Here is a 14,699-nt window from a genome sequence, read left to right on the forward strand (position 1 = left end):
GCTGACCATGTTGCCAGGCTGCGTTGCTCCCCATGCGAACGACTTGATATCCGTCCAGTCCTTGTGGTTCGAGTCCTTGGATTCGCCGTTCGCGCCCTCGACGCGCATGAACATGTCTACTGCCATGATTAACCCCCAGAGTTATATATATGCCCGATTGCGGGACACCGTTGAACTAGCTGCTGTCCTTCTTGTTGGATGGCAGCTTCGAAACCAGCCGCAATGACACCGTCAGCCCTTCGAGCTGATAGTGCGGCCGGAGAAAAAACTTGGCGGCGTAGTAGCCCGGGTTGTCCTCGATGGCTTCCACCTGGACTTCGGCCGCCGCCAGCGGCTTCATTGCCTTCGTATCCTGGGACGACGTGCCCGGGCTGCCGTCCACGTAGTTCATGATCCAGTCGTTGAGCCAGCGCTCCATGTCCTCGCGCTCGCGGAATGAACCGATCTTGTCGCGCACGATGCACTTCAGGTAGTGCGCGAAGCGGCAGCATGCGAACAGGTACGGCAGGCGCGCCGCCAGGTTGGCATTGGCCGTGGCATCGGCGTCGTAGTACTCGGCCGGCTGCTGCAGCGACTGCGCACCGATGAAGGCCGCGAAGTCGGAGTTCTTGCGGTGCACCAGCGGCATGAAGCCGTTCTTGGCGAGTTCGGCCTCGCGCCGGTCGCTGATGGCGATCTCGGTCGGGCACTTCATGTCCACGCCGCCGTCGTCCGTCGGGAAGGTGTGGGTGGGCAGGTTCTCGACCGCGCCGCCCGATTCCACGCCGCGGATCGACGTGCACCAGCCGAACTGCTTGAACGAGCGGTTGATGTTCACGCCCATCGCATAGGCCGAGTTGGCCCAGGTGTAGCGGTTGTGCAGCGCCGAGTCGGTTTCTTCCTCGAACTCGAACTCGTCGACCGGGTTGGTGCGCGCGCCGTAGGGCAGGCGCGCCAGGAAGCGCGGCATGGCCAGGCCGATGTAGCGCGCGTCTTCCGACTCGCGCAGCGACCGCCAGGCGGTGTGCTCGGTGTTCTGGAAGATCTTGGTGAGGTCGCGCGGGTTCGACAGTTCCTGCCACGAGTCCATCTGCATCACGGTGGGCGATGCGCCGGCAATGAAGGGGCAGTGCGCGGCTGCGGCGATCTTGGCCATTTCGCCGAGCATCTCGACGTCGGGCGGGCTGTGGTCGAAATGGAAGTCGCCGATCAGCGCGCCGAAGGGCTCGCCGCCGAACTGGCCGTACTCGGCCTCGTAGATCTTCTTGAACAGCGGGCTCTGGTCCCAGCCGATGCCCTTGTGGCGCTTGAGCGAGCGCGCCACTTCGCGCTTGGAGGCGCACATCACGCGGATCTTGAGCTGCTCGTCGGTCTCGGTGTTGTTGACCAGGTAGTGCAGGCCGCGCCATGCGCCTTCGAGCTGCTGGAAGTCTTCGTGGTGCAGGATCTGGTTGATCTGCTCGGAGAGCTTGCGGTCGATCTCGGTGATGATCGCCTGCACGGTGCGGTAGGCATCGTTCGAGATGGTGACGGTGCTCTCAAGCGCCTGCACCGCCAGCGTCTTGACGGCGCTTTGCACCGCCTCGCGCGCCTGGTCGGTCTTGGGCTTGAATTCGCGCTGCAGAAGGTCGGAGAACTCGTTCGGCTCGAGCGCTTCGATGGTGGCGGCCTGTCCGCGCGCTGTCTGTTTGGGTGCGGTGCTCATGATGGAGATCCTGTCGGCTTACTCGGAAGGTGTGGTGCCGGGGTTGCCCGACTTTTCGTTCGCGGCCTCGATCGCCTTGGCAACGGCGGGATTGGGTGCGGATGCGAGCGACTTGAGCAGCTCCGGGTTCTGCAGCGCCTGGGCGATCAGCTGCTCGGCACCGTTCTTGCCGTCCATGTAGGACAGCAGGTTGGAAAGCTCGGTGCGCGCTTCGAGCAGATGCTGCAGCGCGCCCACCTGGCGGGCGATGCGCGCGGGCGAGAAGTCGTCCATGCTGTCGAAGGTGATGTCGACGTTCATCTGTCCTTCGCCCGTGAGGGTGTTGGGCACCTGGAAGGCCACGCGCGGCTTGATGGCCTTCATGCGGTCGTCGAAGTTGTCGATGTCCACCGCCATGAAGTCGCGCTCGGCGAGGTCGGGCATCGGGTCGACCTGCTTGCCTGCGAGATCGGCGATCACGCCCATCACGAAGGGCAGCTGGATCTTGCGCTCGCTGCCGTAGATCTCGACGTCGTACTCGATCTGCACGCGGGGTGCCCGGTTGCGCGCGATGAACTTCTGACCACTGTTTCTGACACGGTTGTCTGCCATAAAGCTTCCTCTTGAATCTCAATGCGTATTCGTATGGGTCGAGCCCCGGCGGCCTGTTTCCCGGTGATTGCGCCGGCCGCTCATTCCGCTGCGGCCCCGCCGCTCAGCGAACGGCCGGCCAGGCTTTCGATCTTCTGCAGGCCCTCGGGAACGAGTTCTTCGATGATCTGGAAAAAGTTGAGGTCCAGCAGCCTTTGCGCTCTGCGGATGAGCATGGGGGCCGGATGGCTGGGCTCGGTGCGTTCCATGTACTGGCACGCCTTTTCCAACAAGACCTGCACATCATCACGAGTCGATATTTCAATATCTTTAATGCTTGCCGCACGCGCGCCGGAGGCGCCATTGCCCGTGGCCGCAGCGCCCTGCGCCGAAGGTGCGGCCTGCGCCGATCCATTGCCTTGCACGGCCGCCTGCGACGCTTCGGCCGGTTCCGGCTGGGCCTGCTCGGGCAGCAGCTGGACCACGGTGCGAAGCGAGCGTTCGAGCCGGGAAAAATCGGGCGCCCAGCTCTGTCCCAGGGCCCGCTCCGAAGTCTCCCGGATGCGCCGCAGCAGCTCCAGTGCTGCATGCAATGCCATCACCGCGGGCGCCGCCTTCTCCTGCGCGCGGCGCGCCACCTCCCGCAGCCGGCCGATGCCGCCCGGGTAATCGATCTGGTCGGCCTTGCTCGAGTCGAGCAGGGCCTCGACCTGCCGCAGGCTCATCGACGCGCCGGCATCCTCGAGCAGCCGCGCATCGCGCACGCTGCGTCCGAGTCCCTCGGCTTCGGCCAATGCAGCCAGCGCATTCATGCGCGGCAGCGGGTCTTCGAAATCACCATCGACGACGCGCGGATGCACGTCGTTCCAGAACTTTTGCAGGATGCCGTCCACCACGCGCAAGCCATCGACGTAGCCCGGCAGTCCCCGGCTCTCGGTCCATGCCAGCGTCAACAGGACCAGCACGCGCACGTCGAGCGTGCGCTGGCACAGCTGCTTGGCGATGCGCTCGACACGGGCCCAGTCGGGCGGCTCGGCCGGAATGATGGTCGAGCCGAACTGCTGCTCCCGCTTTCCCGTTGCAGCTTGCTGCAACGCCATGAACTCGGGGTCGTATTCGAGGTCTTCACCGCAAGGAAGCGGGCCTTCAACAGGCGACTGCAGTAGTTCGATCTCGCTCGGTGGCAACCCCATCTCCCGTGTTATCCATTTTCAAGACCGGTTATCTTGAGGGGAACGCGAGACGCGGTCAACAGCAACAGTTTGCTACGTGCCGGCTATGAATCACAAAGGAGTACAACTCCTTTTAAAGCGTAGAAAGAACGTTTACAGCAATCCGCGCGCAGCCAGATTCCGCATCAGCGCACTTAACCCGAAAGTCCACCGTGGTGCCTGGTCCGAATGGACCACGCGGTTCACGAGGGCGCCGAGTTCCGGCGCGGCAATGCTCACGCGATCGCCGACGACATGGGTGAATCCTTGCCCAGGACCATGACGGTCTTGTGTCGGCGCAAACATGGTGCCCAGGAACAACATGAAGCCGTCGGGATAGTCGTGGTGCGCGCCGACCGCCTGCGAGACGAGGTCGAGCGGATCGCGGCTGATCTTCGCGAGCGAGCTCGAGCCTTCGAGCGTGAAGCCTTCGGGGCCTTTCACTTCGAGCGCCACCGTGATGCGGCGCACGTCGTCGATGCCGAAGTGCGCATCGAACAGGCGGATGAAAGGACCGATCGCACAGGAGGCGTTGTTGTCCTTGGCCTTGCCGAGCAGCAGCGCGCTGCGGCCTTCGAAGTCGCGCAGGTTGACGTCGTTGCCGAGCGCGGCGCCCAGCGTCTCGCCGCGGCTGTTGACCGCGAGCACGACCTCGGGCTCGGGGTTGTTCCACACGGATGCGGCATGGATGCCCACGTCGGCGCCCATGCCCACGGCCGAGAGGACCGGCGCCTTGGTGAAGATCTCCGCGTCGGGCCCGATGCCGACCTCGAGGTACTGCGACCATGCGCCCTGCGAGATCAGCACCTCCTTGACCTTCGCGGCCTCGGCCGAGCCCGGCACGATGCCCGCGAGGTTGTCGCCGAGCACGCCGCTGAGTGCCGCGCGCGTGGCCTCGGCGCGCGAGGCATCGCCGCGCGCCTGCTCTTCGATCACGCGCTCGAGCAGGCTTTCGACGAAGGTCACGCCGCTGGCCTTGATGGCCTGCAGGTCGCAGGGTGCGAGCAGCCAGGGCTTGGCTTCGTCGCGCGCGGTGGCGTCGCTGTTGGCGATGGCCTCGGCCAGCGAGGCGACGCGCGGAGCCTGGCCGCTGCGCAGTGCGCGCCGCACCGCGTCGGCGGGCGGCTCCTTCGCCTCGAGCAGGTCGCTCATCGTGGGCGCGAGCCGCGAGAGATCGTGCAGCCCGCCCTCGTGCACCGCCACGAGTACGGGGCCCACGCCGGGCTGCCAGATGCGCCCGACGAGCGTGGCGCGCTCTGCATCGCGGGGAAGGCTGGCGGCGGTGGAAAGATTCAGGGGCATGTTGTCTCCGGAGGCACTTGGGTTGGGTTCTTGGAGCGGACATTCTGAATGAATGTGTTCCCTGCCGCTGCGCAAGCGGAAGGCGGCTTACTCGGCGCCGTGGCCGCGCGCGGCGCGCACGCGTGCCACTTCGGCCGACAGGTTCTTCCACGCCGGCTCCTGCGGTGCGAAGCGCGCGCGCATGTAGCCCGCGAGTTCGGCGATCTGCCGGTCGTCGAGCGCGTCGCGGAAGGCCGGCATGAAGCCGATGTCGCGGCTCGCGGGCTCGCGCACGCCATCGAGGATGGTGCGCAGCAGGTTGTCGGGCCGCGCGCTCGTGAGATTGCCGTTGAGCGCGAGCGGCGTGTTCACGCCGAGCAGCGTGGGGCCGTCGCCGTCGTGGTGGCACGACGCGCAGGCGCTGTCGAACATGCGCTGCGCGGGACCGAGCAGCCGATCCTGCGTGCGTGCCGCGTTGTCGACCACCTGCTGCGCCACGGCCTGCGGCTCGGCCGCGGACGCCGGATTGAACGAGGCGAGATAGGTGGCCATGGCGCGCACGTCGGCATCGGACACCTGCGCAAGTTCGCGCACCACCTCGGCCATCGGGCCGCCCGCGATGCCATGGCGCTGCGTGTGGCCCTGGCGCAGGTAGCGGTAGAGCTCGTCGGCATCCCAGGGCACGGCGGATTTGGAGCGCTGCGTGAGCGCCGGCGCCTCCCAGCCATCGACCATCGCGCCCGAGAGGAACGCGCTGCCGCCCTGCTCCGCGCCTAGCGCGTTGCGCGGCGTATGGCAGGCGCCGCAATGGCCCAGGCCGTTGACGAGGTAGGCGCCGCGGTTCCACTCGGCGCTTTGCGTGGCGACGGGCTGCAGGGGCGCGGGGTCGTGGAAAAGTGCGTTCCATCCGGCCATCAGCGGCCGCATGCTGAATGGAAACTTCAGTTCGGCCTTCGGCGTCTCGGCGCGCACCGCGGGCATCGACATGAAGTAGGCGTAGAGCGCCTGCAGGTCGTCGTCGCTGGTCCTGGCGAAGGCGGTGTATGGAAACGCCGGATACAGGTGGTGGCCGTCGCGCGAGACGCCCTCGCGCATCGCGCGCTGGAAGGCGCTGAACGACCAGCGGCCCAGGCCCGTGTCGGCATCGGGCGTGAGGTTGGTGGTGTAGAGCGTGCCGAAGGGCGTCTGCATCGCGCGGCCGCCGGCGTTGGGCGCGCCGCCCGGTGCGGTATGGCACACGGCGCAGTCGCCGAGCGCGGCAAGCACGCGGCCGCGCTCGATGGTGGCCTCGCTGTACACCGGGGCAGTGAGCGAAACCGGGGCAATGGCGGAGCGCCAGCCGAGCAGGCCGGCGATGAGGCCGATGCCGCCGATGGCGAGGGCAGAGGCGGTGGCCCAGAGGCCTTTGCGCCGAGGCCAGGCCGTGTTGCTCCTTCCCCTTCCGGGGGAAGGTTGGGATGGGGGCATGGCAGCGTCACCATTCGAACGCCGCTCGCCCCCACCCCCGCCCTCCCCCGAAAGGGGAGGGAGCAACCCCGGATTCAACGCGGCCAGCACCTTCTCCGGCGTGAACGGCGGCTCGCGGAAGCGCACGCCCGTCGCATCGAAGATCGCATTCGCGATCGCCGCCGTGCCCGGCACCGACGACGACTCGCCCGCGCCGAGCGACGGTTCGCCGGGCCGCGGCATGTGCATGATCTCGATCACCGGCACGTCGCGGAAATTGATGATCGGGTAGCTGCCCCACTCGCGGCTCGCGACCACGCCCGAGGGCAGCACGCCGGGCAACTGCGCACCGGTCGTTGCCGTGCCCTGCTGCGGCGCGAACTGCACCTCTTCTCTGAGCGCGCGGCTCGTGGTCTGGATCACGTTGCCGTGCACCTGGTGCTCGACGCCCGCGGGGTTGACCAGCAGCCCCGCGTCGTGTCCCACCACCACGCGGCGCACATGCACCTCGCCGGTCTTGCGGTTGACCTCGACGTCCGCCACCCATGCGGCCCATGCGGCGCCGAAGCCCGGCCACTTGCTGTGGATGTAGCGCGCGTAGGCAAAGCCCTGGCCGAAGAGAACGTCGCCGCCCATACCCAGCCCGCCGTCGGCGTTTTCCTGCGGCCCGGTGCGCATGCGCCAGCCGGCCTTCTGCGCGGTGGCCTGCACCAGTTCGACCGCGCGCGGATCGTTCAGGTGGCGCAGGCGGAACTGCACCGGATCGACGCCGGCCGCGGTGGCCAGCTCGTCGATGTACGACTCGTGCGCAAAGGAGCTCGGCAGCGCCGACACGCCGCGCAGCCAGGAAGCGCGCACGATCGGCGCCATGTCGTTGACCTTCACGCGCAGGTTGTCGACGCTGTAGGGCGGACGCGCCGTGCGGTCGCCCATCTCGAAGGCCTGCGCCACCGGCTCGATGGTGCGCGTGAGCAGCAGCGCGAGCGTGGGCGCGCCGTTGGAGGGGTACGAAGTTTCGTAGTCGTAGGCGGCGATGCGACCATCGGCCATGAGCCCGCCATCCACTTCCATGAGCTGCGCGGCGCCCTTGGGCTCCCAGGCATGCTCCTGCTCGCGCGTGAGCTGCACGCGCACCGGCGCGCCCACGGCGCGCGCGAGCAGTGCCGCATCGGCCGCCACGTCGTCGGCGCCGTTGCGGCCGTAGCAGCCCGCAGCTTCCATGCGGATGACGTCGACCTGCACGTCGTCCAGGCCCATGAGCTTTGCGAGATCGGCGCGCAGCACATGCGGATTCTGCGAGCCGGCCCAGCAACGCAGCCGCATCCCGCTGCCATCGGCCGGCTGCCACTCTGCCAGCGCACACGACGGCCCGATGGACGCGTGCATCTGGTACGGCCACACGTAGGTGCGATGCATCGGCTGCGCGGCCGCGGCGATGGCGCCGTCGACATCGCCTTCATCGACCAGCAGGCGCTGCGTCGACGGGTTGTCGCGCAGGGCCTGCGCGAGGTCGGACAGGTCGGGCATGCCGGGCCAGGGCTTCCACGTGACGCGCAATTCGCGCAGCGCCTGCTCGGCGTGCTCCTCGCGCTCGGCCACGATGCCGACGAAGTCGCGGATCACGACCACCGCGCGAACGCCGGGGATGTGCGCGATCGACGATTCGTCCACCGACTCGAGCGTGTTGCCGATGAACTCGCCATGGTCCGCACCCGCATACGGCGGGCGCACCACGCGGCCGTGCAGCATGCCGGGCACGCGCATGTCGTGCACGAACACGAGGTCGCCCGCGAGCTTGGCAGGAATGTCCACGCGGGCCTGGCGCGTGCCGACGATGCGGTAGTCGGCCGGGTCCTTGGGCTGCGCGCCCGGATCGAGCCGCAGCACAGTGCGTTGCCCCGCGACCAGCTCGGCGTAGTGGATGCGGCGGTCCGGCGCCTCGGCCACCCGCACCACCCCATTGCGCACCTGCAGTGCGCCGGCAGCCACGCCGAGCCGCTCGGCCGCGCGCGCAAGCAGCCACGCGCGCGCCTGCGCGGCGGCCAGGCGCAACGGTTGCGCATGGATCTGGATCGAGGCGCTCGCGATCGTCGCGCCCTGGTTGGGCGCGCGCGCGGTGTCGCCGAGCATCATGCGCACGCAGGGCATGCCGAGTTCGAGTTCCTCGGCCACGATCTGCGCGAGCGCGGTCTGGATGCCGGTGCCGAGGTCGACGTGGCCGTTGAGCGCCGAGGCGCTGCCGTCGTCCCAGACGGCGAGCAGGATCTCGTCGCCTTCGAGCGGGTTGCCCGCCACGGCCGCGGGCTGCCCGTTGGCGGGCGCCGGCGCTGGCGGCGTCTCGCGCACGACCAGCAGCACGCCGTCGGCCGAGAGAAACTCCGCGCGGGTCCGCGGCAGATCGGCGCGGCGCGTCATGGCTCTTGCTCCGCGCGCATGCGCACCGCCGCGCGCTGCACCGCGTCCAGTATTTCAATGTGCGTACCGCACCGGCACAGGTTGCCCGAGAGTTCGCTGCGGATGCGCGCCTCGCTTGCCTGCGGGTCGCGCGCAAGCAGCGCTGCGGCCTGCATCACCATGCCGTTCAGGCAGTAGCCGCACTGCGCGGCCTGCGCGTCTTCGAAGGCGGCCTGCACGGGATGCCAGCGCCCACGCGTGCCGAGGCCTTCGAGCGTGGTGATCGCGCGGCCCGCCACGCCATGCGCGGGAATCACGCAGGCACGCGCCGCCACGCCGTCGACGTGCACCGTGCAGGCGCCGCACTGCCCCAGTCCGCAGCCGTACTTGGGCCCGTTCAGGCCGAGGTCGTTGCGCAGCAGGTGCAGCAGCGTGGCCGCGCGCGGCACGCCTTCGATCGAACAGGCCCTGCCGTTGACCTGCAGGTGCAGCAGCGGCTCAGCGCCGCAACTGGCCGTCACGGGTGTACATCTCCAGGTCCACGAAGGTCGAGCCGTTGTGGTTCTTCGCGCCGTACTCGACCGGGAAATCGCCGAAGCGCGCGCTGCCGATGCCTTCGAGCCCGGCGATGAAGCTGTCGCGCGTGAGCGCCTTGCCCGCGCGGCGCAGGCCTTCGACCATCACGCGCGATGCGATATAGCCTTCGAGCGTGGTGTAGCTGTCGATCTTCTCGCCGAACTCGGCACGGTCGCGCTGGTAGTCGGCCACGATGGGCACGCGCACGGCCTGCGGCGGCGGCACGATGCTGGCCGTGACCAGCCCCGCGAGCTTGCCTTCGAGCCGCTTGGCGGAACCGGCCGCGTCGGTGATGCCGACCGACAGCGTATAGAGCGGCGCCGCCCCGCCGTTCGCGCGGTAGTCGCGCATGAACACCTCGACCATGCGTCCGGCCATGATCATCAATACCGCGCCGGGCTTGGCATCGGCCAGGCTGGCGACGACCTGTTTGGCGTCTTCCGCGGCAATCGCGAGCGGCAGCGTCTTCACGACCTGCACCTTGTAGTCGGCAGCCAGCTGCTCGCAGGTGGCGAGGTTCGACTTGCCGAAGGCGCTGTCCTGGTAGACCACCGCAATCGACGAGAGGCTGAGGGTCGAGAGATGGCTGATGATCTTGCGCAGCTCGAGGTCGTAGCCCGCGCGCACGTGGAACAGCAGGCGGTTGACCCTGGTGCGGAACGAGGTGGTGCCCACCAGCGGCGCGAACATGGGCACGCCGGCCTTCTCGGCCAGCGGCATCGCGGCCGCGAGGTTGCCGGTGGCGACGAAGCCTGCGAGCGCGAACACCTTGTCCTCGTCGATCAGCTTCGCGGTGTTGGCGGCCGTCTTCGCGGGGTCGTAGGCATCGTCGTAGCTGACGAGCTCGAGCTTGCGGCCGTTGACGCCGCCCGACTTGTTGATGCGGTCGAAGTACAGCCTGATGCCCGCGCGGTAGTCGATGCCGAAGTCCTTGGCCGGGCCGCTGAACACGGCCGACTGGCCGATGCGGATGAGGCCGTCGGTCACGCCGTTGTCGGCGCGCGCCGAACGCAGAAGGCCCGGGCCCAGTGCCAGGGCTGCGCCGCCCGCCACCAGGGCGCGCCTTGAAATCGGAATCGTCATGCGTTGTCGAGCTCGTTGTTGTCGCTGTTGCCGGGCGGATGTGAATGCGGCGCGGGTCTGCTCAGGCCGTCTGGATGTCGGCGGACTGGATGCGCTTGACGCCCTTGGCCGCCATCTGCTTCCATGCCGCGGCGAGCGAGCCGTTGAGGTCGATGGCGCGCGTGGCGTCCTCGATCACGTAGACCTCGAAGCCGGCCTTGCGCGCATCGAGCGCGGTCCAGGCCACGCAGAAATCGGTGGCCAGCCCGGCCACATAGACCGTCTTGATGCCGCGCTGCTTGAGATAGCCGCCCAGGCCGGTGGCGGTCTTGCGGTCGGCCTCCTCGAAGGCGGAGTAGCTGTCGACGCCCTTGTGGAAGCCCTTTCGGATGATGATCTGCGCGGTCGGCAGCTTCAGGTCCTTGTGCAGCGCCGCGTCGTCGGTGCCCTGCACGCAGTGGTCGGGCCAGAGCACCTGGTTGCCGTACGAGAGCTTGATGCTGCTGAACGGCTTCTGCCCCGGATGCGCGCTCGCGAACGACGCATGGCCCTGCGTGTGCCAGTCCTGCGTGACCACGATGTTCTCGAACGAATCGGCCAGCTTGTTGATCACCGGCACCACCTCGGCGCCGCCCTTGACGGGCAGTGTGCCGCCGTCGACGAAGCAGTTCTGCACATCGATCACGATCAGCGCGGACTTGTCGTTCGGCTTGAGCTTCGGGGCCGCGAACAGCGTCCCGGCCGCGCCCAGCAGGCCCAGTGCGGCCGTGGACTTCAGAAGGGATCTGCGGTGCGAGTCGTGCATGGCGTGTGCTCCGGTGGTTGATGAGAAGAAAAAGCAGCCGCGCAGGTGCGGCTAGACGCTCAGGTAGGCGCGGCGCACCTCTTCGTTGGCCGCGAGCTCTGCCATGGTGGCGTGGTAGCGGATCTGGCCCTTCTCGAGCACGTAGGCGCGGTCGGACACCAGCTCGGCGAAGTGCATGTTCTGCTCCGACAGCAGGATGCTCACGCCCTGCGCCTTGAGTTCCAGGATCATGTTGGCCATCTGCTCGACGATGACCGGCGCCACGCCTTCGGAGGGCTCGTCGAGCAGCACCAGGTAGGGGTTGCCCATGAGCGTGCGCGCCACGGTGAGCATCTGCTGCTCGCCGCCGCTCATGCGGCCGCCCGGGCGGTCGGGCATTTCGCCCAGGTTGGGGAAGAGCTTGAACAGCCGTTCGGGCGTCCACAGCGGCGCCTCGCTGCCATCGGCCCAGCGGCGTGACGACTGCTTGCCGACTTCGAGGTTCTCCATCACCGTGAGATCGGTGAACACGCGGCGGTCTTCGGGCACGAAGCCGAGGCCGAGCTTCGCTGCGTGATGAGGTTCGCTCTTCGAGATGTCGTGGCCGAGGAAGCTGACGCTGCCCTTGCGCTTGGCCAGCATGCCGATCAGCGTCTTGAGCGTGGTCGACTTGCCCGCGCCGTTGCGGCCCATGAGCGCGACGACCTCACCGCGGCGCACTTCGAGGTCGACGTCGTAGAGGATTTGCGCGGCGCCATACCAGGCGCACAGCGAATTCGCCTTCAACAGTGTTTCGTGCGTGCTCATCCGATGGCTCCCACTGCCGCGTTCACTTCGGCGGCTTTCTCTGCAATCTTCTCGAAGGTCTTGCCGCTGCCGAAGTACACCTCCTGCACCTTCGGATGGTCGCGGATCTCGAGCGGCTTGCCCTGCGCGATCAGGCGGCCGCGGGCCAGCACGATCATGCGGTCGGCGTAGGCGAACACCACGTCCATGCTGTGCTCGGTGAACAGCACGGCCAGGCCGCGCTGGACCACCAGTTCCTTGGTCAGCGCCATGAGCGAGTTGCGCTCCTTCGGCGCCATGCCGGCGGTGGGCTCGTCCATCAGCAGCAGCTTGGGCGCATTGGCCATCGCGATCGCGAGCTCGACGCGCTTGACGTCGCCATAGGCGAGCTCGCTGCAGGGCCGGTCGGCCTGTGCCTTCATGCCGACCTGGTCGAGCAGCGCCAGCGCCTCGTCGCGCTTGTGGTCCGCCGCGCGGCGCCACATCGAGAACAGCTTGCCGTCGTGCGAGAGCATGGCCATCTGCACGTTCTCGGCGACGGTGAGCGACGCAAAGGTTTCGGCGATCTGGAAGGTGCGGCCCACGCCCTTGCGCCAGATCTCGCGCGGCTTCTGGCCCACGAGTTCGTGGCCGTCGAACACGATCGAACCCTGGTCGGCCCCGAGCTGGCCGTTCACCATGTTGAAGGTGGTGGACTTGCCGGCGCCGTTCGGGCCGATGAGGGCCAGCAGCTCGCCGGCCTTCAGCTCGAAGCTGATGCCGTCGACGGCTTTGACGCCGCCGAAGGACTTGCCCAGGTTGTCTACTTTGAGGAGGGTCATTTGGCTTTACTCCCTCTCTCTGTGGGAGAGGGTTGGGGTGAGGGCTTTTTTGTTGCTGCGGGGCGGTTGCTTCCCGGGGCCGGGTCTCGGGAACCAAGAAGACCCCTGAACGACGAAAGACAACCGCCCCTCACGTCCGCTTCTCCTTCAAAGCAACATCCACTTCCGGACGCCGGCGCCCGCGCAGCAAGCGATCGCTCAACTGCTTCGCAAACCCCGCAATCCCCTGCGGAAACAGCAACACCAACAGCAGGATGATCGCCCCCAGCGTCGCCCGCCAATAGTCGGTATTGCGCGCCACCGTGTCATGCAGCCAGCTGAAAGTCACAGCCCCCACCACCGGCCCCGCCAGCGTCTGGATACCGCCAAGCAGCACCATCACCAGCCCATCGACCGACTTGTCGACGCTCAGGCTTTCAGGCGAAATGCTGCCCTTCGAAAAAGCATAGAGCGCTCCGGCCAATCCAGCCGCCGCTCCAGCGATGACAAAGGCCGTCCATTGCATGCGCTTGACGTCGATGCCGATCGCATCGGCCCGCAGCACCGAATCGCGGCCCGCGCGCAAGGCATAGCCGAACGGCGAGAACAGCACGCGGCGCAGCATCAGGATGCCCGCGGCAACCAACACCAGCGTGAGCCAGTAATAAGTGCGCTTGTCCGACAGCCACTCCGAAGGCCACACACCGGTGAGCCCGTTGCTGCCGCCGGTGAACGAATCCCACTGGTAGACCACGGCCCAGGTGATCTGTGCAAAGGCCAGCGTGAGCATCGCCAGGTACACGCCCGAGAGCCGCACCGCGAACCAGCCGTAGACAAAAGCCCCGATGGCGGCCACCAGCGGTGCGACGACGAGCGCGAGCTCCATCGGCATGCCGCTTGCGCGAACCAGCAGTGCGGCACCGTAGGCCCCCAGCCCGAAGTAGGCCGCGTGGCCGAACGAATGCATGCCAGCCGGGCCCATGATGAAGTGCAGGCTGGCCGCGAACAGCGCCGCGATCAGCAGGTCGATCATCAGCACCGTGGTGTAGGGCGAATCGGCAGTCAGCAGCGGCATCGCCATGAGCGCGAGCCCGAGCGCGGCGACGAGCCACAGGTAGCCCTTGCTCGCGCGCCGCAGCGGCTCTTCCTGCATGCCCACGTAGCGGCTGGGCGCCTGCGGGCGGCCGAGCAGGCCCCAGGGACGCCACACCAGCACGATGGCCATCACGATGAAGTCGACCACCAGCGTGAGCTTGGAGAACGACACGCTGTAGCCGAAGATCTCGACCACGCCAAGCCAGATGCAGACCGCCTTGATTTCGGACAGCAGCAGCGCTGCCACGTACGCGCCAGGAATCGAGCCCATGCCGCCCACCACCACCACCACGAAGGCCGCGCCGATGGTGTTGAGGTCCATCGCGAGCGTGGCCGGCTCGCGCGGCAGCTGCAGCGCACCGCCCAGCGCCGCGAGCGTGGCGCCCAGTGCGAACACGGCCGTGAACAGCCAGGCCTGGTTCACGCCCAGTGCGCTGACCATCTCGCGGTCTTGCGTGGCGGCGCGCACCAGCGTGCCCCAGCGGGTGCGCGTGAGCAGCAGCCACATGAGGCCGAGCACCACCGGACCGACGACGATCAGGAACAGGTCGTAGGTCGGAAACTGGCGGCCCAGGATGTCGACCGAGCCCGACAGGCCCGGCGCGCGCGGGCCGAGCAATTCGTCCGGCCCCCAGAAATAGAGCACCGCATCCTTGATGACGAGCACCAGTGCAAAAGTGGCCAGCAGCTGGAACAGCTCGGGCGACTTGTAGATGCGGCGCAGCAGCACCATCTCGATCAGCGCACCGATCACGCCCACCGCGAGGGCGGCGATCAGCACGGCCGGCCAGAAGCCGAGCGTGCCGAGCTTCTCGACCAGTGTGTAGGCAAGGTAGATGCCCACCATGAAGAAGGAGCCATGCGCAAAGTTGACGATGCGCGTGACGCCGAAGATCAACGAAAGGCCGGCCCCCACGAGGAACAGCGACGAAGCCGACGACAGCCCGGTGAGGAACTGAAGCAGCAGGGACGAGAGGCTCATGGGTGCAAGCGTTCCGGGAAGAAAAAGG

12 protein-coding genes are annotated in these 14,699 nt (G+C 67.6%); all 12 read right to left on the bottom strand.

Going from position 1 to position 14,699, the window contains the following annotated elements; all coding sequences use genetic code 11:
* Window positions 1-126: type VI secretion system tube protein Hcp (locus tag IB278_RS26815; RefSeq protein WP_192326697.1), on the bottom strand; the 126-nt coding region annotated here is incomplete at its 3' end.
* 49 nt (window positions 127-175) lie between these two features.
* Window positions 176-1,684: a type VI secretion system contractile sheath large subunit gene (tssC, locus tag IB278_RS26820; RefSeq protein ID WP_012745359.1), complete on the bottom strand. Its 1,509-nt coding sequence runs from the start codon at window positions 1,682-1,684 to the stop codon at window positions 176-178.
* An 18-nt stretch (window positions 1,685-1,702) separates the two neighbouring features.
* Entirely contained in the window at window positions 1,703-2,275 is a 573-nt protein-coding gene (tssB, locus tag IB278_RS26825; protein WP_145738589.1) for a type VI secretion system contractile sheath small subunit, read from the bottom strand.
* A gap of 80 nt (window positions 2,276-2,355) precedes the next feature.
* The gene (gene tssA / locus IB278_RS26830; RefSeq protein ID WP_145738591.1) at window positions 2,356-3,447 is read right to left on the bottom strand and encodes a type VI secretion system protein TssA; all 1,092 of its coding nucleotides are present in this window, start codon (window positions 3,445-3,447) and stop codon (window positions 2,356-2,358) included.
* Between the two features lie 132 nt (window positions 3,448-3,579).
* On the bottom strand, window positions 3,580-4,767 hold the full coding sequence (locus IB278_RS26835; RefSeq protein ID WP_145738593.1) for a fumarylacetoacetate hydrolase family protein: 1,188 nt from the start codon (window positions 4,765-4,767) through the stop codon (window positions 3,580-3,582).
* A gap of 87 nt (window positions 4,768-4,854) precedes the next feature.
* Window positions 4,855-8,607 (bottom strand): molybdopterin cofactor-binding domain-containing protein, encoded by a 3,753-nt coding sequence (locus IB278_RS26840; RefSeq protein ID WP_192326698.1) that lies wholly within the window; start codon window positions 8,605-8,607, stop codon window positions 4,855-4,857.
* Window positions 8,604-9,107 (bottom strand): (2Fe-2S)-binding protein, encoded by a 504-nt coding sequence (locus IB278_RS26845; RefSeq protein ID WP_145738596.1) that lies wholly within the window; start codon window positions 9,105-9,107, stop codon window positions 8,604-8,606. Before IB278_RS26845 ends, IB278_RS26840 begins: the two co-directional genes overlap by 4 nt.
* Window positions 9,085-10,245 carry an ABC transporter substrate-binding protein gene (locus IB278_RS26850; protein ID WP_192326700.1) on the bottom strand — a complete coding sequence of 387 codons (1,161 nt, stop codon included), beginning with the start codon at window positions 10,243-10,245 and terminating at the stop codon, window positions 9,085-9,087. The genes IB278_RS26845 and IB278_RS26850 overlap by 23 nt, the downstream gene beginning before the upstream one ends.
* Before the next feature lie 61 nt (window positions 10,246-10,306).
* Window positions 10,307-11,029, bottom strand: a complete 723-nt coding sequence (pncA, locus tag IB278_RS26855; protein WP_192326702.1) for a bifunctional nicotinamidase/pyrazinamidase — start codon at window positions 11,027-11,029, stop codon at window positions 10,307-10,309.
* 51 nt (window positions 11,030-11,080) lie between these two features.
* Window positions 11,081-11,815 carry an ABC transporter ATP-binding protein gene (locus tag IB278_RS26860; protein ID WP_145738602.1) on the bottom strand — a complete coding sequence of 245 codons (735 nt, stop codon included), beginning with the start codon at window positions 11,813-11,815 and terminating at the stop codon, window positions 11,081-11,083.
* Window positions 11,812-12,615, bottom strand: coding sequence for an ABC transporter ATP-binding protein (locus tag IB278_RS26865; protein ID WP_192326704.1), 804 nt, complete (start codon window positions 12,613-12,615; stop codon window positions 11,812-11,814). Before IB278_RS26865 ends, IB278_RS26860 begins: the two co-directional genes overlap by 4 nt.
* A 130-nt stretch (window positions 12,616-12,745) precedes the next feature.
* Entirely contained in the window at window positions 12,746-14,671 is a 1,926-nt protein-coding gene (locus IB278_RS26870) for an ABC transporter permease (protein ID WP_145738606.1), read from the bottom strand.
* Window positions 14,672-14,699 lie beyond the last annotated feature (28 nt).

Origin of the sequence: Variovorax sp. VRV01, from assembly GCF_014852545.1 — a bacterium.
In the GTDB taxonomy this organism is placed as follows: domain Bacteria; phylum Pseudomonadota; class Gammaproteobacteria; order Burkholderiales; family Burkholderiaceae_C; genus Variovorax; species Variovorax beijingensis_A.